This is a genomic window from Novosphingobium mississippiense (genome assembly GCF_044029535.1).
In the GTDB taxonomy this organism is placed as follows: Bacteria; Pseudomonadota; Alphaproteobacteria; order Sphingomonadales; family Sphingomonadaceae; genus Novosphingobium.
The window spans coordinates 676,560-695,612 of the sequence record NZ_CP147003.1; the positions used below are offsets into that span (position 1 = coordinate 676,560).

General features: G+C 64.4%; 15 protein-coding genes. 9 read left to right on the forward strand and 6 right to left on the reverse strand.

All coding sequences use genetic code 11. The features are described from left to right. Positions 1–165: 165 nt before the first annotated feature. On the forward strand, positions 166–1,785 hold the full coding sequence (locus WBP06_RS21705; RefSeq protein ID WP_395337152.1) for an inorganic phosphate transporter: 1,620 nt from the start codon (positions 166–168) through the stop codon (positions 1,783–1,785). 30 nt (positions 1,786–1,815) lie between these two features. Here WBP06_RS21705 and WBP06_RS21710 read toward each other — a convergent pair whose 3' ends face one another. After that, the gene (locus WBP06_RS21710) at positions 1,816–2,928 is read right to left on the reverse strand and encodes an ROK family protein (RefSeq protein WP_395337153.1); all 1,113 of its coding nucleotides are present in this window, start codon (positions 2,926–2,928) and stop codon (positions 1,816–1,818) included. A 147-nt stretch (positions 2,929–3,075) separates the two neighbouring features. Here WBP06_RS21710 and WBP06_RS21715 point away from each other — a divergent pair, with 147 nt between their 5' ends. Genes WBP06_RS21715 through WBP06_RS21725 form a run of 3 tightly spaced genes read left to right on the forward strand, consistent with a single transcriptional unit; the run spans position 3,076 to position 7,758 of the window. Continuing rightward, the gene (locus WBP06_RS21715; RefSeq protein ID WP_395337154.1) at positions 3,076–5,574 is read left to right on the forward strand and encodes a TonB-dependent receptor; all 2,499 of its coding nucleotides are present in this window, start codon (positions 3,076–3,078) and stop codon (positions 5,572–5,574) included. After that, a complete protein-coding gene (locus WBP06_RS21720) occupies positions 5,574–6,755 on the forward strand; it encodes a YdcF family protein (RefSeq protein ID WP_395337155.1) in 1,182 nt (393 codons plus the stop codon). The genes WBP06_RS21715 and WBP06_RS21720 overlap by 1 nt, the downstream gene beginning before the upstream one ends. A gap of 19 nt (positions 6,756–6,774) precedes the next feature. Then, positions 6,775–7,758, forward strand: coding sequence for a nuclease (locus tag WBP06_RS21725; protein WP_395337157.1), 984 nt, complete (start codon positions 6,775–6,777; stop codon positions 7,756–7,758). Here WBP06_RS21725 and WBP06_RS21730 read toward each other — a convergent pair. Then, on the reverse strand, positions 7,727–9,139 hold the full coding sequence (locus WBP06_RS21730; RefSeq protein ID WP_395337158.1) for an MFS transporter: 1,413 nt from the start codon (positions 9,137–9,139) through the stop codon (positions 7,727–7,729). The two genes, WBP06_RS21725 and WBP06_RS21730, sit on opposite strands and share 32 nt — an antisense overlap. Positions 9,140–9,749: 610 nt before the next feature. Here WBP06_RS21730 and WBP06_RS21735 point away from each other — a divergent pair. From WBP06_RS21735 to WBP06_RS21755, 5 genes are all read left to right on the forward strand, one after another. Then, positions 9,750–10,274 (forward strand): hypothetical protein, encoded by a 525-nt coding sequence (locus WBP06_RS21735; protein WP_395337160.1) that lies wholly within the window; start codon positions 9,750–9,752, stop codon positions 10,272–10,274. A 150-nt stretch (positions 10,275–10,424) separates the two neighbouring features. Then, entirely contained in the window at positions 10,425–11,039 is a 615-nt protein-coding gene (locus tag WBP06_RS21740; RefSeq protein ID WP_395337162.1) for a hypothetical protein, read from the forward strand. A 58-nt stretch (positions 11,040–11,097) separates the two neighbouring features. After that, positions 11,098–11,886, forward strand: coding sequence for a molecular chaperone (locus tag WBP06_RS21745; protein WP_395337163.1), 789 nt, complete (start codon positions 11,098–11,100; stop codon positions 11,884–11,886). A 4-nt stretch (positions 11,887–11,890) separates the two neighbouring features. Then, on the forward strand, positions 11,891–14,491 hold the full coding sequence (locus WBP06_RS21750) for a fimbrial biogenesis outer membrane usher protein (RefSeq protein WP_395337165.1): 2,601 nt from the start codon (positions 11,891–11,893) through the stop codon (positions 14,489–14,491). Continuing rightward, positions 14,488–15,447 (forward strand): hypothetical protein, encoded by a 960-nt coding sequence (locus WBP06_RS21755; RefSeq protein WP_395337167.1) that lies wholly within the window; start codon positions 14,488–14,490, stop codon positions 15,445–15,447. The genes WBP06_RS21750 and WBP06_RS21755 overlap by 4 nt, the downstream gene beginning before the upstream one ends. Before the next feature lie 31 nt (positions 15,448–15,478). Here the strand turns inward: WBP06_RS21755 and WBP06_RS21760 are convergent, their stop codons facing one another. The 4 genes from WBP06_RS21760 to WBP06_RS21775 form a co-directional block, all read right to left on the reverse strand. Then, positions 15,479–15,913, reverse strand: a complete 435-nt coding sequence (locus WBP06_RS21760) for a hypothetical protein (RefSeq protein WP_395337168.1) — start codon at positions 15,911–15,913, stop codon at positions 15,479–15,481. A 360-nt stretch (positions 15,914–16,273) separates the two neighbouring features. Then, positions 16,274–16,474 carry a hypothetical protein gene (locus tag WBP06_RS21765; RefSeq protein ID WP_395337169.1) on the reverse strand — a complete coding sequence of 67 codons (201 nt, stop codon included), beginning with the start codon at positions 16,472–16,474 and terminating at the stop codon, positions 16,274–16,276. 204 nt (positions 16,475–16,678) lie between these two features. Continuing rightward, complete coding sequence (locus WBP06_RS21770) at positions 16,679–18,742, reverse strand: TonB-dependent receptor plug domain-containing protein (protein ID WP_395337171.1); 2,064 nt, start codon at positions 18,740–18,742, stop codon at positions 16,679–16,681. Next, on the reverse strand, positions 18,739–19,050 hold the full coding sequence (locus WBP06_RS21775; RefSeq protein ID WP_395337172.1) for a hypothetical protein: 312 nt from the start codon (positions 19,048–19,050) through the stop codon (positions 18,739–18,741). Before WBP06_RS21775 ends, WBP06_RS21770 begins: the two co-directional genes overlap by 4 nt. Positions 19,051–19,053: the final 3 nt, after the last annotated feature.

Sequence of the window (19,053 nt, forward strand, 5' to 3'; positions counted from 1 at the left end):
TATTCCTAAGGGGCAATCCTGAAATGTGACGCACCTGTCACAAGACGGCAGTGAATCGGCTCCAGACTGTCCGCCGTCATATCTCGAGCAGCCTGCGCTCGCCCTTTCCGCGCGAAAATCGTCGTTTGCAGAAGGCGGGCGTCCGGGCCCTGGCCGGAGGCACGAATGCATAATACGATCGGCATCGCCCAGTCCGATTTGCGGGGCACGTCAAGTGCGCGGCCGGATCTGGACAAAGGGCTTGGCAAGGCCGGTGTGTTCGGGTTTTCGGCGGCGATCCTGGCCTCGATCCTCTACGTCGCGTCCAGCGTTTTCCGGGATGCGCAGGCGGCGCATGTTCACCCGACGGCGTTCCTGCCTTTCGTTCTGCTGTTCATCGCCCTGCTGATCGCGCTGGGGTTCGAATTCGTGAACGGCTTCCACGATACCGCCAATGCCGTGGCGACGGTGATCTATACCAACGCCATGCCGGCGACGACGGCAGTGGTATGGTCCGGCTTCTTCAATTTCCTGGGCGTATTGATGTCCAGCGGCGCGGTGGCTTTCGGCATCGTTTCGCTGCTGCCGGTGGAGCTGATCCTGAAAGTGGGCTCTCACTCTGGCTTCGCGATGGTCTTCGCGCTGCTGATCGCGGCGATCATCTGGAATCTGGCAACCTGGTGGCTGGGCATCCCCTCTTCCAGTTCGCACACGCTTATCGGCTCCATCATCGGCGTCGGCATTGCTAATGCCTATCTGGAGGGCAAGTCCGGTACGGCCGGCGTGGACTGGTCGAAGGCGGTGGAGATCGGGCAGGCCCTGCTGTTTTCGCCCCTGATCGGCTTCGCGCTGGCTGCGCTTCTGTTCCTGGCAATGAAAGCGCTGGTGCGTCATCCTGCGCTCTATCGTGAGCCGGAACCGGGCGTGCCGCCGCCGCTGTGGATCCGCGTGCTGCTGATCTTCACGTGCACCGGCGTCAGCTTCGCGCATGGATCGAACGACGGGCAGAAGGGCATGGGCCTGATCATGCTGATCCTGATCGGTACGGTTCCCACCGCCTATGCGCTGAACCGCGCCGTGCCCGCACAATATACGGAACAGTTCCACGTCAACGCCGTCGCGGCCGTTTCGGTGCTTCAGCCTCCGGCCGAGCGGATGGCACCGGCGGCCGCGCGCGCCGTGGTGACGCATTACATTGCCGACAAGCAGTACGGCCCCGATACCCGTCACGCCGTAGCCGAACTGGTGACCGATATCGACGATCAGGTGCGCCAGTACGGATCGCTGGCGCGGGTGCCGGCCGAAGCGGTCAAGAACGTGCGCAACGACATGTATCTGGCGTCCGAAGCGATCAAGCGACTGGAAAAGGACCAGGCAGCAGGGCTGTCGGAGGCCGACAACGCCGCCCTTTCGCGCATCAAGGATTCGCTGGACAAGGGCACGCGCTTCATTCCCACCTGGGTCAAGGTTGCGGTTGCGCTGGCGCTGGGCCTGGGCACGATGATCGGCTGGCGGCGCATCGTCATCACCGTGGGTGAGAAGATCGGCAAATCCCATCTCACTTACGCGCAGGGTGCCGCGGCCGAACTGGTGGCCATGGGCACGATCATGGGGGCGGACACGTTGGGCCTGCCGGTTTCGACGACCCACGTGCTGTCATCCGGCGTGGCCGGCACGATGGCGGCGAACCGATCGGGCCTGCAGATGTCCACGATCCGCAATCTTGCCGTGGCATGGGTGCTGACGCTGCCGGCATCGATCGCGCTGGCGGCGCTGCTTTACTGGCTGTTCCGCATGGCGGTCTGAAGCGCGTTTGAGCGCGGGCCCACGCCCTTTTCAGTCCTCGGCTGAAAGGGCGTGGATGGGCAGCAGCGCGGCGCCCAGCGTGATCGGCGATCCGCGCAAGCCCGAAACCCGCACGGGTGGCCGCCGCACGCCGAATGTGGTGACAAGGTGGGCGCCGTCCAGCCTTTCACCCAGGCCGTGCAGGATCGCCGGTGGCAGTGGCCCGGCCAGCACGATCGCACCGGGATCCAGCCACGCGAAGGCCGTGTTGCAGACGAGTTCGAGCTGACGCGCGGCCCGGTCCATCCATGCCTCGATCGTATCGCGCTGGTCCGCCGCTTCAGGATCAATCTCTGCCACGGAGGTCACCGCGCAACCGGCTGCGCGCAAGTTGGTGAGCAGGTCGAGCGGGCTGGGGCGCGGCTGATCCATCGGGAACAGACAGCCCACTTCGCCCGCCACTCCGAACTGTCCGCGCACCAGCCGCCCGTCGACGATGACCCCCGCGCCGATGCCGTAGCCGAGCAGGACGACGACCACGGTCGAAAAGTCCCGCAGCAGGCCGTCCACATAGAATTCGGCAAGGGCAGCGGCATTGGCGTCGTTTTCCAGCCAGAGCGGCCAGCCCAGTTCGCGCGCCATGATCTCACGCAAGGGGGCATCGCGCCATTCGGGCAGGGCATCCACCACGCTCCAACGCTCGCCATCGATCGACATGGCAGGGCCGGGTACCGCCACGCCAAGGCCCAGCATCCGTTGGCCCAGCAGGTTGTGCCGATCCACCAATCCATGCGTGATCCCGCGCAGTCTGCCGGCGAATTCGCCGGGTGTGATCGGCGGTATGGTTTCGCGATGGGCGGCGATCACGCCGCCCGCCAGATCGAGCAGCGCTATGTCCAGCAGGCCCTTGTGTGCGGTGGCGCCGACTGCGTAGCCGCCGCCCGGCGCAATGCGCAGCGGCACCGCCGGCCGGCCGCGCGCCTGCGCTTCCGCACCGGTCATCTCCTCAAGGATGCCCAAGGTCATCAGCGAGCGGGACAGCTTGGTCAGCGCCGCGCCGCTCACTTCCAGGCGCAATCCCAGCGCGGAGCGGGACAGGGGCCCGGCCTTGCGCAGTTCGCGGATGATCCTGCGCTGGTCCTTGTCGATTTGGGGAAGCTGCATTTTCGACGGGTTCCGTTGAGGTGAAAATCGGCTGGTCGCAGATATTAATTATTTTCTATGAAATATTTAAAAATGTCACCTTGAGCCGTCAAGTGCCCCCACGTCGCCGCATCGGGCGGCTTTCGAATTTTCGAATCGAGGGGCTTCATGTTCAAGACCGTTCTCGCCGCCGGCACGGCGCTTACCGCCATCTGCACCGTCCTTGCGACGCCCGCTTACGCTGCGGACGAAGCCGCAGCCGCCGGCAATGGTGCGGATGCGCCTGCAGGCGAAGCGACGTCCGGCGACATCATCGTTACCGGGTCGACCCGTGCGCAGCGCCGCTTCGACGTCTCCTATGCAATCAACACGATTTCTCAGGATGACATGGCGAAGATCGCCCCGGTCAACTTCGCGGACCTGATCGGCCAGCTTCCCGGATTCCAGACCGAAATTACCGGCGGCGAAGTGCAGAACATCTACCGCATTCGCGGCCTGCCCAGCGACGGCGGCTTCGTCAGCTTCCAGCAGGACGGCCTGCCGCTGTTCCATGAGAACGACGGCGTGTTCTTCCGCGGTGACGCGCTGATCAAGCCGGACCTGATGACCGACCGCCTGGAAGTGGTGCGCGGCGGCCCGGCGCCGGTCTATGCCAGCTATTCGGGTGCGATCATCAACGCGATCACCGTCACCGGCAGCGACGTGGCGCGCGGCAAGGCGCAAGTGACTTTGGGTGATACCGGCCTCTACCGCTTCGATGCCTATCAAGCCGGTCCGCTGGGCAAGAACACCTACTACGCCGTGGGCGGCTTCATGCGTTACCACGACGGCTATCGCGACAACGGCTTCCCCAACGACAAGGGCGGCCAGATCCGCGCGAACATCAAGCATGACCTTGAGAACGGCTCGATCAAGCTGAGCCTCAACTACGTCAACGATCACAACGTCTTCTACCTGCCGATCCCCACGGCCGACCCGCGCGATCCCAGCGTCAGCCTGGACAAGTACATCGACTACTTCACCGGCACGATGAACTCGCCCGCATTCCGCAACGTGAACCTGAAGTATCGCGATGGCGCCGGCGTGATCCAGAGCCGGAACAGCGACCTTTCCGATGGCCGCCACATGCAGATGGTGAACTTCGGCGCGCAATACGATGCCGATTTCGACGGCTGGCTGGTGTCCGCCAAGGCCGGCTACACGCAGGGCAAGCTGGACTTCACGGCGTTCTATTCCACCACCAACCCGGCCGATGCCGACACCTTCGCCAGCAGCTACCTCGCCCGTGCGACGACGGCGTTCGGCGCGGTCGATCATATGGGCTACGTGCTCGCCGGCACCAACACCCTCTACGATCCCAATGCTGCCTCCGGCCTTGTCATGCAGGGGCAGTACCGCGACATCCACTCCAAGTTCTATTCGGCGCAGGGCAACCTGTCCGTCGCGAGGAAGTTCGATACCGCGATCGGCAGCCACGACATCAAGCTGGGCCTCTATGCCAGTGCCTATGGCGAAGACAGCAAGACGCTCTATCAGAACTACCTGATCGAAGTGGCGGGCAAGCCCCGCACGCTCGACCTCGTGGCCTACAACGCAGCCGGCACCGCGATCGGCTCCGTCACCGACAATGGCGTGCTGAACTATGCCGCCACGCTGAACCAGGGCGATAGCGACGCCAAGATGTTCGCAATCTATGCGAACGACACCTGGGAAATCGTGCCCGGCCTGCGCATCGATGCGGGCATCCGTCACGAACGCTACAGCTACAAGGGTTGGGCAGCGCTGACCGAGCAGGTGAACCTGGGTGATGCCACCACGCTGGCCGACGATGCCACGCGCGGCTTCACCGGGGCGATCATCAACCAGAAGCTGAAGCCCAACGTCACCAACTGGACGGTGGGCGCCAATTACGACTTCAGCAACCACATCGGCATCTACGGCCGCGCTTCGCACCTTGAAACGCCGCCCAACGTGCAGACCGTGATGAGCATCAATCCCACGATCCTGACCACGATCGCGGACCAGTACGAAGTGGGCTTGAAGCTCGCCTCGGGCCGTTCGTACCTCTATGTCACCGGGTTCTACACCAACTTCGATCCGCTCAACGCCTCGTTCCTTGCCTATGACCCGACAACGGGCCGCAACGACGTGAACGTGCCGTTCGTGGGTGAAGCGCAAGTGAAGGGCGTGGAGTTCGACGGTGCCTGGTCGGTCACCCCGTGGTTCACGCTGAACGGCGCGCTGACGATCAGCGATCCGAAGTACAAGAGCTTCCAGAGCACCACGGGCGCCGATCCGGAGCAGGTGGAAGGCAACCAGATCGTTCGCGAACCCAAGGTCTACGGCAATATCCGCCCCAGCTTCAACTTCACCACCAGCGGCACGGACGTATCGATCTATGGGCGCTACACCTACATGGGCAAGCGCTACGTCGATCTCTACAACGACACGGCGTTGCCCGCCTACGGCACCGTTGGCGCCGGCTTCACGCTGACGCGCGGCACCTGGCAGATGCAGGTGGTGGGTGACAACCTGTTCAACGCCCACGGCCTGACCGAAGGCAATACCCGCACCGACTCGCTGAGCGGGCAGGGCAGTGCGGAGGCGATCTATGGCCGTCCGATCTTCGGTCGGAACTTCCGTCTCGTCGTGAGCAAGGCGTGGTGATGGCACTGCGTTCGCGGGGCCTTGCCGCCAGCCTCCTCATGGCGGCCATGCTTCCGGTTTCGACCGTCCCGGCTTCGGCCGGGGCGGTTCGCGACCGGAAGGTCGAACTGTTGTCGGATCACCTGTTCCCGATGCTGGGCGAAGTGGGCAGCGATGCCCGCGCGGTGGCGGCGCTGAAGGCCCGCTATGATGTGGCAACATTGCTGGAAGCGCGCCGCGCGCGCGAGGCGGCCTGCGGAGAGGATGCGCTTTGCGCGGCAAAGGCGCTGGTCTGGAGCGATGCCGAAAAGGCGACGCTGGGCACGGCGGCGGCCGGGCTCGTCGCCACGCGTAAAAGCGACGACGGCAATCTTGCCGGGCTGGACCGGGAGATCGACGGCATCAACACCGTGATCCGCACCTATGCGCTGGGCCTTGCTCCACGCTATCCGCAGATCGACGGTTCTGGTATCGCGCCGGATAGCGATGAAGCGAAGAACCGCACGATGGCGGCGCTGACGCTTGCCCGCACCCCGCGTGCGGGATCGGCGCAGGGGCTGGATACCAGCGTGGAATTCGCGCTGGCGCTGCTGGATGCCAACGACCGCACGGACGCCATCGGCTATGAGCCGATTACCGGCGGCCTGAACGCCCCGGCCATGGCGCGGGCGAAGACGATCGACTGGAAGCGCTATCGCTATTCGGCGATGATCGTCACCGGCGTTGGCCCCGAAGTGCCGGAAATGGCGCTCAGCCCGCTCAGCAAGCTGCACGTTCGGCTGGCGGCGAACCGCTTCGCGGCGGGGGACATTCCCTTCATCATCGTCACCGGCGGCCGCGCGCATCCCCGCGCAACGCGCTTCGCCGAGGCGGAGGAACTGCGTCGTGCGCTGATCGAGCGATACGGCATTCCCGCCGATGCCATCGTGATCGAGCCCTATGCCCGCCACACCACGACCAACTTGCGCAATGCCACGCGCCGCCTGATGGCGATGGGTGCGCCGCTCGATCGCGATACCTTGATCGTCTGCAACCCGGGGCAGAGCGCCTACATCGAAACCCCGCTTTTCGCGCAGCGCAATCTGGACGAACTCGGCTATCAACCGGGCCAAATCGGTCGTCGGCTGTCCCCCACCGAGCTTGAATTTCGTCCTTCCGCCAAGTCGGCGCGGCTTGATCCGCGCGATCCGCTGGATCCCTGATAGGAAAGGCCGTTCGAAGATGCGTTTTCCCGTGATCGCCGCGCTCGGCGCGCTCGCCCTCCATTCCGTTGCCGCCCATGCCTGGGGTGGCACCGCCCACGCCGTGATCGACCGCGCGGCGATCGAGGCGATCCCCGCCGATGGCCCGGTCTTCCTGCGCAAGTATGAGGACTACATCGGCGCCTCCGCATCGCTGCCCGACAGTTGGCGCGGGGATGATGAGAACTTCTCCAAGATCGAAGAGGATCCCAACCACGGCTGGTTTCGGGAACAGTTCACGTTCCTGAAGCCGATCCCGCGGTCGCGCTACGAATTCGTACTGGCGCTCTACAAGCATTACGAGACGATCAAGGACAGTGATCCCGCCACCGCCGCGCGCACCAATGTGCGCTGGACCGGCACGCTGCCTTATGCGGCGATGGAGGCCTACCAGCGGCTGATCACCTGCATGCGCTATGTCCGCAAGGCGAATGCGGAGGGCGGCGATGCGTCGGTGCCGGAGCAGCACTGCGCATTCCAGGTGATCCGCCTTGGTCACTACATCGGCGATGGCGCACAGCCGCTGCACGATTCGGTCAACAGCGACGGCTGGCGGGGCGACAACCCGCACGACTACACGCGCGATCGCACGATCCACGGCCGGTTCGAAAGCGGCTTCGTGGACGGCATGAAGCTGACCGTTGCCGATCTCGCGCCGCGCATCGGCGCGCCGGGGCACCGGGAGGGCGACATGTTCGAGGCGATCCTCGCCTACCTCGACACCGCCGGCGACAAGATGGAGCAGGTCTACAAGCTGGAGAAGCGCAATCACTTCACCAACTTCGCCGATCACGACACGCGCGAAATGGTCTATGTCCAGACGAGCAGCGGTGCCGCCATGCTGCGCGACATGATCTGTCGTGCCTGGGCCCAAAGCGCGGCACCGCCGGTCAAGGTGGTGCCCGCCCCGCTCGATTTCACCAATCCGAAGTTCAATCCCGAGACCGGCTCCGCGCCGGGCTGAACCATCGGGTCGCACGATGGGCTGCGAGCGCCGCGAGCACACGTTCGTGTCGTTCGTGGCCCATCCCCATGCGAGACAACAGCGTGACAGCGGCAAGGCTTCCCAGCACCGGCACGCCCAGGCCCAGCGCGATCATGCCGGCTTTGACCATGGCGGATTGCTCCATGCCGGGAACATAGCCCAGCCGGCCAAGCACCAGGCCGATGACGACGGACGCCGCCGCACCGCTGGCTTTCACGACCACCAGATAGAACGCGAAAAGGCCGGTTTCGAACCGGCGCCCATGGCGCAGGGCCACGAAATCCACGGCATTGGCCAGAAGGCCCCAGGGGAGCATGAACACGCAGCTCAGCCCGAAACCCATCAGCAGCGCGCAGGCGGGCAGCAGGCTTGGCCGGTCCATCGCCAGGCCGAACAACAGGAAACCGACGATAGAGATTGCATGGCCCGCCGCCAGCACGCGGCCCTTGTCGATCCGCCCCGCCAGTGGCGTCCAGACCGCGACCCCCAGAAACTGGCCCAGCGTCTTCGCCAACAGCAACGAAGTGACCAGTTCGGGCCGTTCCATTACATAAGTGCAGAGATAGAGCAGCATCCGCTCGAATGCCGGCATGGCAAAACCGGTGATTGCCGCGATGGCGGCCATGGCCAGCACCAGCGGATCGCGCAGCGGTACGTCGATGCCATCGCCGTCCCCATCGCCGTGTTCGGGCACGCTGCAGCGCCGGTCGCTCGCCAGGCCACAGGCGATCATCGTCAGCGCGAACAGGCAACCGGCCACGCCGCCGGTCAGGGCCAGGCTGGGCAAGTCTTGCGCGTGAACGGCGGACTGCACGGCTGGGGTCAGCACGCCGGCAACCGTCAGCGCACTGGCCGAACTGAAGAAGAAGCGATAGCCGGAAACCCGCCCGCGCGCCCGACTGTCGGCGGTGATCCGCGTCATCAGCGCATTGTGCGGCACGTCGATCAGGGCATAGGCGCCCCGAAACACCAGCAGCGCGAAAGCGAGGATCCATGCGCGGTCGATGCCCATCGCCGGCATCGCGAACAGTAGCGCAAAGGCAAGGCCACCCGGCACTGCCCCTGCAACGATCAGCCAGCGATAGCCACGGCCGGACCGGCGCAGGCGGATGACCAGCATCGCGGCGAGCAGATCGAAAACGAGATCGCCGGCCAGTGCCACCAGCATCAGGATACCGGCAGTGGTGCCGGAAAAGCCGAACAGGTCGGTCAGCAGATAAAGGAACGTCAGGTCCGCGCCGGCGAAGACCAGATTCTTGCCGAAATTTCCGGACGCATAGGTGATCAGGCGGCTTTCCACGCCGAACCATCCGGGCGATCGGTAGCGTGGCTCGGCCGTTTGGCCCGAAGTCGACATCATCTTGCCCGCTGCGCCGACAGGGCATGCGTCGGCCGGCGCCGCCCTAGGGCATGACTATGTCAGTTCACGGACAGTCGATTCCCCTGAGAGCCGGTGCTGATTGGTGGCCGGGATTACAGACATCGTCGGACACCTGTTTGGACGGGACGATTCCGGGATTCCGATCCGCGATCCGGAATCCCGCAAGACGTAATCCGCGCTGGCAAGGGTGTGACCTAAATCACGGCATCGCCGATGCGAACGCGGGACGGGGTGCCGCGCAAGGCCGGGACCTATGGTCGAAGGTGGCGAAAAGGTGGGTTTGGGCGCGGAAAACAGAGATTTCGATGACGATCGAATCGGTGATCATCGAGAAGTGACAAGACGAAGATTGGTAAGCAATTGGAATCAATATGTCCCAAAATGGACAATTCAGTTGTTAACTAACAATTTGCATTTGCCTGATCCGTGAACGCTTTCTAAGCCCCGGGTCACGGCAGAAATGCCTCAGATTCGGTCAGCAGGGGGCTGGCAGGCTGGCACGCCATTAAGTGGGGGCTTAATGATTTCCGTTCCATTTCGGCGGATTTCGCGCGCTATTGTTGGCGGCGGGAGTGTCCTTGCAGGTGCGATGCTGACGGTCGTTTCGGCCCAGGCGCACACCGACTCGGTCGCGATCGATGTCACCGCCCGCATCAAGGAACGCTGCGGCTTCGCTGCCGCCGGTCCCGATGCGGTCGCCGCGCCGCGCGATCTGGAAACCGCCGCGAACTTCTCTCTGGCGGTCGGCCTCGATTGCAACACCCCTTATGCCCTGGGCGTCACCTCGCAGAGCGGGGCACTGCTCAACGTCGACAACGCCGATGACGGTTCGGGATACGCTTTCAGCAAGCGTTATCGCGTCTCCGTGGCGCTCGAAACGGACAAGGGCGTGGTGCGCAGCACCCGCTGCACCTCGGATGAAATGGAAGAAGGCGGTCGCTGCGATTTTGCCAGCATGGTTCCGGGGCGCGGATTGAAGTCCGGCGCAGGGATCAGCGTCGGCCGCAACGCAGTGATCACCATCGACTGGCCGTCGCAGGCCGCCGCCGAACCGCGGCTGGCCGCGGGGCACTACAAGGACACTCTAATTCTGGTGGTTGGGCCACGCGCATAGACGCAACCCACCATCTGAAGGGCGGGGCGCGGGTCGGCGCACCGTTCAGCCATCGGCGCCGCCCGGCAACCGATGTAACGCATGGTCCGCGCAAGCGGTCTTGAATTCTCCGGCGTCATTCTGCGCCAAACTTTGTCTAGGGAGTTGAATATGAAGCGTTCGATCCTCGCCGCCAGCGCGGTTGCTCTTTTCGCCGTTGCCGGTTCGGCCCAGGCTGCCACTTCGGCCCAGATTAACATCAACGCCAAGGTCAACAGCAAGTGCGGCATCTCGTCGCAGGCCTCGTCGATCTCGCTCGAAGACCTGACCGACGCCAACGCCAAGGTCCGTTCGACCGTGACCGAAGAGATCGCCCAGAAGCTGAACGCTGCCAACGTCGTCGCGTTCTGCAACAACGGCGGCAGCACCGTTAAGGTTCAGCGCGCTGTTCTCGCCCTCGACGGCGCGACCGGCAACAGCCTGGCCCAGGGCGATTTCGCCCAGTTCATCCGTTACAACCTCGACACCTCGATCAACGGCCTGGCCCTTGACTCGACCTCGACCCCGAACGGTTCGACTGTCGCCCAGCGCTTCGGCGGCCACGACAGCCTGAGCGAAGCCTCGACCCACGTGCAGTTCGCCCGCGCCACCAGCGACGGTGCCGCTGTTGCTTCGAGCAACGGTTCGGACCGCACGGCAACCAACTGGAGCTCGCTCACCGATCGTCGGATGGCTGCTGGCAACTACAGCGGTTATGTTTCGATCGAACTGACCCCGGCTGCCTGATTTTATCCGGAGGCGGGCTTCGGCCCGCCTCCATCCTTTCCGGTTCAGGCATTTTCAGATGAGCAAGATGACTTCACGCTTCACGCGCCATGGCGCGCGCCCGCTGCTGACTGCCCTGACGCTGTTCGGGGGACTGCTGGCGAGCACCGCACCTTCCTTTGCACTGAACGTGCAGCCGGTTGTGGTGGACCTGCAGACCGCCGGTCGCCGCGCATCGGCTATCGTCACCTTGCAGAACACTTTTCCCGATCCGGTTCCGGTCGAAGTCACCGTGCATCCCGTTCGCGTCGTCGACGGTGAACTGCGCGAGGCTGAGGATCAGGATACCGACGATATTCTAGTCTTCCCCAGCCAGGCCACGCTGGCTGGAAATCAATCGCAGGCCTTCCGCGTCCAGTGGATCGGTGAACCCAAGCCGGGCGAAAGTGAGCACTTCTACGTGACCATCGCCCAGTTGCCGGTCACCATGGCAGGCAATCAGAACACCATTCAGGTGCTCCATCGTTTCAAGGTGCTGGTCAGCGTGGGCTCGGCGGGTGATGCCGCCTCGCTGAAGCTGGTAGAGGCGAAGGTCGGCACGGATGCGAACGGGAAGCCCCAGCCGGTCGTCACTATCGCCAACGATGGCACGACATACGGCTATGTCGCCAACAACCGCATGACCCTGATCGAGCGGCGCGGCGATGGTTCGGAAGCGTTCCGCAAGACGTTCGAGCCCGAGGAAATCCGCGAAACCATGGGCCTTGGCCTGGTGCCTGCGAAAGCGAGCCGGGTGCTGCCGATGAATGTGGAGCTTCCGGACGCGACGGGCACGCTGTCCATCGAACTCACGCCGGCCGGAAAATGACGCCGTGCCGCAACGGGTTTCTCTCTTCCTGCTAGGTCTGGCGGGGCTGGCCCCGCTTGGCTCGATAGCGCCTTGCCCGCCTGCCTATGCGGCATCGCCCGCCGGGCTGATGGCAGGCACGGCGCTGGGTAGCGGCACTGTCGCGGTCACGCCGATGGGCACGGGTACCGGCGCAGCCGCGCCCGATACCGATCCCGACGCCAACGCAGCGCGCAAGACCGCACCCACGCCCACGTTCGGTGCACAGCGCATCAACACCACCGGGCGCGACATCCCGATGGGTGGGCCAGTTACGGACGGCGGCTTCGTGCTGGGGGAGGTCTCTTACACGCTGACGGCGGACGACCGCATTCTGGTCGAAGTTCCGGACCTGCTGGAATTGCTTCACAGCGTCCTTTCCGATGCCAATCTGGCCCGCGTTTCGGATGCGCTGGCCGATAAGAAGGTCGTGTCCACTGCCGACCTGCCGCGTTTCGGTATCAATCTGGTCTACGATCCGTCCACGCTTGGCCTGCTGCTGTCGGTGGATCCCACATTGCGCCAGCGCCAGTCGATCCAGGTCATGGGTGGGGCCGCGCAGGTGTCCGGCCCGATCCAGCCGGCCGAAGACGTTTCCGCGTACGTCACCGCCTACATCAATAGCGACTACGTCTACACCGGCGCCGAAACCGGCTTCATGACGCCCAATATCGTGTACGACAGCGCGGTGCGGGTGAAGGGCTTTGTGCTCGAGAACGAAGGCAGCATTCAGGACAGCTTCCGCCGCGAAGGCACGCGCCTGGTCTACGACGACGAGCGCCATACGGCACGCTATACCGCCGGCGATCTGGAGCCGGTGGCGCGCGGTTTTTCCGGCACCAGCCCGATGGCCGGCCTGTCGATGTCGCGCGTCTATGCGGACCTTGATCCGCAGCGCAACATCCAGCCGCGCGGACAACGCTCGTTCACGCTGACGCGCGCCTCCACGGTGGAGACCATCGTCAACGGCCAGTCGGTGCAGGTCACGCGCCTCAACCCCGGCACTTACGACATCGGCGATTTCCCCTTCGCGCAAGGGTCGAACAACGTGCAGTTGCTGGTGCGGGACGACAGCGGCCGTGAAAACGTCATCTCGTTCTCGATCAATTTCGATCGGACATTGCTGGCGGCCGGGCTCAGCGAATTCGGCGTCTATGCCGGTGTGAAGACACCCTTCCGCACCAGCGGACGCCACTATACCAACGATCCGATCGCCTCCGGCTTCTACCGGCACGGTCTGACCGACGAACTGACGCTGGGGGGCAACTTCCAGATCCAGAGCCGGGGCGGCGTCGGCGGTGCCGAAGTCGTCTGGGCATCGCCGATCGGTACCTGGTCGCTGAACGCGGCGGGATCGCACAACAACACCGCCGGAAACGGCTATGCGATCAACATCGGCTATGAATTCTCGCGCGTGGGGAAGGGTGGCAATGCCCGTTCGCTCACGGCATCGCTGCAGGCGACGAGCAAGGACTTCTCGCTGCCGGACAATATCACCGCCAGCAATCCCTACTCGGTGGAAATCGGCGCGACCTATTCGCAGTCGCTGGGCGCAGACCACTATTTCAGTCTGGACGGTTACTACTCGGTCGGCCGCGGTGCGAAGAAGGACCAATCCACCGGGCGCGTCACTTATGGCTGGCGGCCCAACCAGCGGTTGCTGCTGACGGCGGAAGGGTATTACGAGCGCAATGACAGGGGCACCGGCCCCGGCGCCCGCATCTCGCTGATCTATCGCTTCGACCGGAATTCCAGCGCGAACGCCGATTTCGACACCGATAACGACCGCGCGCGTTTGAGCTATCAGCGCTCCAGTGGAACCGGCGTGGGATCGTACAACGCATCGGCCAATCTCGATCGGGTGGACGATTCGATCGGCGTCAATGCGGCGGTGAACGTGCTGACCAACCGGGCCGAACTAGGCGCGGCGCACTACACTTCGTTCTCCAACAGCGGGTCGATCATCGATCAGCGCACATCGGTGCGAACGGCGTTCTCGCTGGCCTATGCCGGGGGCAGCGTCGCGCTGTCACGGCCGATCTACGACAGCTTCGCCATCGTCAAGCCGCACAGCTCGCTGGAGGGCAAGGCGGTCTATCTCGATCCGCGCGACGACGAATATATCGCCAAGTCCGGCCTGTTCGGCGGCGCGGTGATGCCGCAGCTTACCGCCTATTCGCCGCGTCTGATGACGTACGACGTGCCAAGCGCACCGGCAGGTTACGATATCGGCCCCGGCATTATCCAGCTGAAGCCGCCTTATCGTTCGGGATCGCTGATCGAGATCGGTTCGGACTATTTCGTGACCTACACCGGGCAACTGCTGAAGCCGGATGGCACGCCGTTGGCACTGGTGGGTGGCCGCGCGATCGAAGTTTCGCCCCCGAATCACCAGTCGGCCGATCGCAAGCCAGTGGAGATGTTCACCAACCGGACCGGCCACTTCGCCGTTCAGGGGCTGCGCGCAGGCAAGTGGCGCATCGAAATGCCAAGCGACGAGGGTACGCTCGTCTATATGATCGACGTGACGACAACCAGCGCCGCCCTGCAACGCGGCGGTGCGCTGAAGCCGGAGGGAACACCATGAGGATCGCCGCCACTCTTCTGACATGCGGCATTCTTGCATGGGCCATGCCGCAGGCCGCCAAGGCAGCTTGCGCGGACTTCCGTGCTTCCAGCAGCGAATTGAGCCTGGACTACGATCCGTTCAACCGATCGGAAGTGGAGCGCTCTTTCACCATCCACGTCCGCAGGCTGGATCCCCGGATCACCGCCGTGCGCGTCGTCCTCGCCAATCCCGGCGCCATCAATCGCGGGGCGGCACTGGGCCGCAACGAATCGGTTCGCTATGATATCCGCTGGGTTCGCGATAGTGGGCGCACGATCCTGGTTTCCGGCGCGGAACAGCCGAACGCCACCAATGGCGCGCTGATCGAGTTCGGGGCCGGTGCTACGGGCGACAACGTCAACGAAAGCTTCCGCATCCAGATCCCGGCCGGGCAGGGCATTGTCGCGGGCCGGTACTACCAGCCGCTGGAAGTGCGTTTCGCCTGCATGGCGGGGCGTGACGAGATCGATCGGGGCATGCAGCTTGGCAGCCAGGTTGCCGTGGACGTGACGGTGCCGGAACGGATTTCCACCTTCGTGGGATCGGCCGGAAATCAGCGCGGGCGGATCGATTTCGGCGATATCGACGGTTCCAGCGGCAACGTGACGCGCGGGCTGACGGTTACGGCGCAATCCACGGTGCCTTACGAGATTCGTGTGGACGAGGAACGCGGCGCCATGAAGCGCTTCGACAATGACGATGCCGTATTGCCCTACGCGCTCAAGGTTTCGGGCTTTCCCGTGACGCGCCAATCCACGATCGCCTGCAGCCAGACGCCGGCCCCGGGCGGCCGCAGCCACGGAGTGCAAGTGGAACTCTCGGCGCGCGACCTGCAACGCCTGCCGGCCGGCCAGTATGCCGATGTGGTGACGCTGACCTTCTCACCACGCCTTGGCCTGTCGGGCGGGGATGGGTGTTCGCCGACCCGCCAGTGATGCCCTTAGCAACCGGCGCGGTTGGCGGAAATCAATAAACCGCGCCCTTGGGCTCTGCTTCCAGGCTGAGGTTCATCGTCGTGTCGGGGGTCTGGTTCAGAACCAGGCGCAGGGGCGTTTCCCGGAAGGCGGGTGTGCGCTTGTCGACGATCACGGTGTGCGTTTCGCCCGGCGAAATGGGCACGCGCACGCCGCCAACGTCCACCCAGGCATCGATCAGACCGGCTGGATGATAAAGCGTGACGGTGTAGCCGGAAAGGTCGTTGCACAGTTCGCGCATGACGCCGAGGTCGTTGGTGCCCGACTGGACCGTCTGTACCGGTGCCGTTGCAAGGCTGACCTGGCAGACGGTGGGAACCCGTCCCGTGATCGAGATCGACGCACCATCATAGGCATTGGCAGACGTTGCGCAGCCAAGCAGCACTACCGCCGCCGCCGTGCCGAACTTCATTCCAGACCTGGACATAACAATCCTCCTGTCGAAGTACTCAATGGCGCAACCCGGCTAAACTGCGGTTAAACGGCATGGTTAAGGGCTGTTAGCTATTTGGACGGTGCTTCTGGCCCTTCCGGAACGATCCATGGCGCCGGCCGTTCGCCGGTCACCCTTTGCTCAGCCGCCCCCGCGAACGCGGAAGGCGCGCATCGGTTCCCATCTTTTTCGACGAGCGCGGTATTCCGCTTCCCAGCGGCGACCATCGGGCCTTTTTGCGGTTGGTGGGGCATGTCCGCACGGCGTGATCGCCGGCTTTGACAGCATGAAAAAGGCGAACCCAAGCCGTTAGCCCGGATTCGCCTGACCTGATATGAGAATAGACGGGCTTCCTCAGCCCTTGGGCGTTACCCAAACTTCGACCGGCGTGATGAACTTGCCGGGAGCGGGCTTCCCGACATGCACCCGATCAGCAGTGACCTGCTCGCCGGTCGAAAGATGAAAGGTGACCCACGGCTTGGGCATACGTTCGAATTTCAACTTCTGGATGATTTCGCCAGTCGTCGAGTTCATGATTTGGGCAATAATACTCATGCACGCGCCGCTAGCGCCGATCACGTCTCAGCGTCCACGTCGCGAAGCCAGTTATCCAGCGGAATAATAATCATGCTCAAGGGGCTGGTGTTGGGGCAATAATATGCCGCTCTCTTCGGGTGAAGGCAGCCTTCAGTCCACGCCATTCTACGGGGTCAAAACGTCTGGGCTGGCATGATAAAACCCCCGTTTTCAGGCAGATTCTCAAAGCGCCTTGGCCAGTGTCAACGTCGCCGTTGCGCCTTGTCGGCGCCGCCTTTCCTCGCTGCCGGTGTAGAGGCCGGCGCGGCTGGGCGCATAGAAGCGCCGCAGCCGATAGAAGTCCTGTCCCCCCAGCGCCGAGACGGCCAGCGTGGTCTTGAAACCGGGTAGGGCGGTCGTCTCCACGTAGCCGCCCCAGCTTTGGCCATCGCGCCAGCGCAGCTTTTCCGCCGTGTAGAACACATCCGCATATTCGGCGGCCGTATAAGTCACCCCCCAGGAGGATTTGAGCGCGGGGACATCGTGGCGGAATTCGGCAGTGAGGCTGCGGGGCAGCACATCGTCCATGTGGCGCTCGTCGCCGGTGACCTGATCGCGCATATGGGAACCGCGTAAGGTCGCGTCCACGGTCAGGCGCGCGCCGCGCAGTATGGCTTCCAGCGGCAGCGTACCTTGCGCGGTCATCCCCCATTGGCGGGCATTGCCGATAGTGCCCAGAGCCTCGTCCCCGCTGGGTAGCAGGACGTAGCCGAGCAGGCCGGTGTGCCATTGATGCCAGGCTTCGAGCGCCAGCGCACCACCTTTGCCCCAGCGATGGTCAAGCCGGGCAAGCGCGCGGGTCACGCGGGCCGGGCGCAGCCCGGAATTGCCGCCGAGCGGTCTGCCATCGGTCTGGTTGACCGACGCTGCGAAGTCGCTGAAGTCAAGCTGGTCGACCGTTCGCCGTACGCCGAGGCGCACTTGCGTTTCGGCTGACGGCGACCAGACAAGGGCGGCCGACGGTTTGAGATAGGACAGGCTCTGCTCGCTGGCAGCTTCGCCGCTAACGGTGATCTTCGACAGTTCGATTGCCATGCCGGCTTCCAGCGAGAAGCGCCGGGCCAGCCGCACGGTGGCGTTCGCGAAAGCCTCCGCCCGCTGTTCCGATACGCGGGTGTCTGCGTTGCTGAGCGGGATGGGAACAAGGCCCGCGCCGCTATCTTCGGCATAGTAAAGTGTGCTGGTGAGGCGATTGTACGCCACTTCCGCGCCGAATTCGGGGCGGACCCGATGCTCGCCTTCGCGCGTGACGGTGATGCGGCCAACCAGTTCGGTCGGTTTCTCGCGCTGTTCGGAGACGCTGCGATAGCCCGGTTCGACAAGATCGTCCGAAGTGACGTAGCGTTCGATGGTGCCCAGCGCGACCAGCTTGGTGCTCCAGTCGTTGCCGAGGCGGCGGGTCCAGTCCGCGCCCAGTTCGCCGCTGCGGCTGTCCTCTCGGTAGGCGATGGTACGGGTGGAATCGGGCTGGCCATCATCCGCGCCGTTGAAGATGTCGTAACCGGTGTGTGAGGAATAGCCATCCTTGCCGAGCCGCAGGTTCACCGTCAGCGTGCCGCCGGCCAGGCCGCCTGACGTGGAAAGCGCAAGGCCATATTGCGGCGCGTTCGCCGATATCCGTTCATTGCGCGTGCGGGTGAGCGCCCCATTTGCATCGCGCTCCAGATAGACGGCGTGAGTAGGATAGCGGACGGTCTGGGCGGACAGCTCGATATTCGTCTGCCAGCCGGCGACCCGCCTTGCGTAGCTGACGCGCGCGTCCGGTGAGATATGGCCATCGGAAGTATGCGCCAGCGCCAGAGAGGCATTGCCGGAGCCACCCGCGTCCGCGCGCAGGATCAGGTTGGCGACAAGCGTCTGGCCCTGCGCCTCGGCGGCATCGCTGCCGCGCAGCAGGACCACGCGCTCCACGCGGGAAGCGCCGATCCGGCGCAGCACTTCGGTGATGCCGCCGCCTTTCACGGTGGGGCGCTGGCCGTCGATCAGGACATTGCCCGCCGCCCCGCCGAAACCGCGTACCGATGAGCCTTCGCTGAGGATGAAGCCCGGGGTGCGTTCCAGCATGTCCAGCGCGGTCTGCGGCTGGAAGGGCTTGTAGAACTCGGCAGGATAGACCGGATCAGGGCCGCTGGGGGTGGCGGCATGCGCCGTGCTGGTCGGCGCGGGATCGCCGGCCTGCGGCTCTTCGCCGGGGGCGCCGGAGGCCATGGCTGCGGCGCCAGCGACGAGCAGGGAAAACGGGTTCATCGCGTCGCCGTCAGCAGCCAGGTCAGCAGGGCAAGCGGCACGGCCGCGCTGACCAGCCAGCCCCAGGCCCGGGCGGGACTGGCGGCGTGGAATACGGCCATCGCCACGACGGCGAAGACGGCGTAACTGGCCAGCGTAGCGGCGGTGACCGCCTCGGCCCGAGGCATCCCCAGCGCGGCGAGGACAAGCGAAAGCGCCACGGTGCCGAGCGCTGTCACCCCATAAGCGCCGAGTGTACCGGCCAATGTGCGTGATGCGACCGACCAGCGATGGCTGGCTGGGAAAAGGGCGGTGAAAGGCTTGATCATGCG

Coding starts and splice junctions, on each gene's coding strand:
- WBP06_RS21715 (WP_395337154.1), top strand. CDS start 3,076: ATGTTCAAGACCGTTCTCGCCGCCGGCACGGCGCTTACCGCCATCTGC.
- WBP06_RS21730 (WP_395337158.1), bottom strand. CDS start 9,139: ATGATGTCGACTTCGGGCCAAACGGCCGAGCCACGCTACCGATCGCCC.
- WBP06_RS21735 (WP_395337160.1), top strand. CDS start 9,750: ATGCTGACGGTCGTTTCGGCCCAGGCGCACACCGACTCGGTCGCGATC.
- WBP06_RS21765 (WP_395337169.1), bottom strand. CDS start 16,474: ATGAGTATTATTGCCCAAATCATGAACTCGACGACTGGCGAAATCATC.
- WBP06_RS21725 (WP_395337157.1), top strand. CDS start 6,775: ATGCGTTTTCCCGTGATCGCCGCGCTCGGCGCGCTCGCCCTCCATTCC.
- WBP06_RS21745 (WP_395337163.1), top strand. CDS start 11,098: ATGAGCAAGATGACTTCACGCTTCACGCGCCATGGCGCGCGCCCGCTG.
- WBP06_RS21740 (WP_395337162.1), top strand. CDS start 10,425: ATGAAGCGTTCGATCCTCGCCGCCAGCGCGGTTGCTCTTTTCGCCGTT.
- WBP06_RS21760 (WP_395337168.1), bottom strand. CDS start 15,913: ATGTCCAGGTCTGGAATGAAGTTCGGCACGGCGGCGGCGGTAGTGCTG.
- WBP06_RS21755 (WP_395337167.1), top strand. CDS start 14,488: ATGAGGATCGCCGCCACTCTTCTGACATGCGGCATTCTTGCATGGGCC.
- WBP06_RS21775 (WP_395337172.1), bottom strand. CDS start 19,050: ATGATCAAGCCTTTCACCGCCCTTTTCCCAGCCAGCCATCGCTGGTCG.
- WBP06_RS21710 (WP_395337153.1), bottom strand. CDS start 2,928: ATGCAGCTTCCCCAAATCGACAAGGACCAGCGCAGGATCATCCGCGAA.
- WBP06_RS21770 (WP_395337171.1), bottom strand. CDS start 18,742: ATGAACCCGTTTTCCCTGCTCGTCGCTGGCGCCGCAGCCATGGCCTCC.
- WBP06_RS21720 (WP_395337155.1), top strand. CDS start 5,574: ATGGCACTGCGTTCGCGGGGCCTTGCCGCCAGCCTCCTCATGGCGGCC.
- WBP06_RS21705 (WP_395337152.1), top strand. CDS start 166: ATGCATAATACGATCGGCATCGCCCAGTCCGATTTGCGGGGCACGTCA.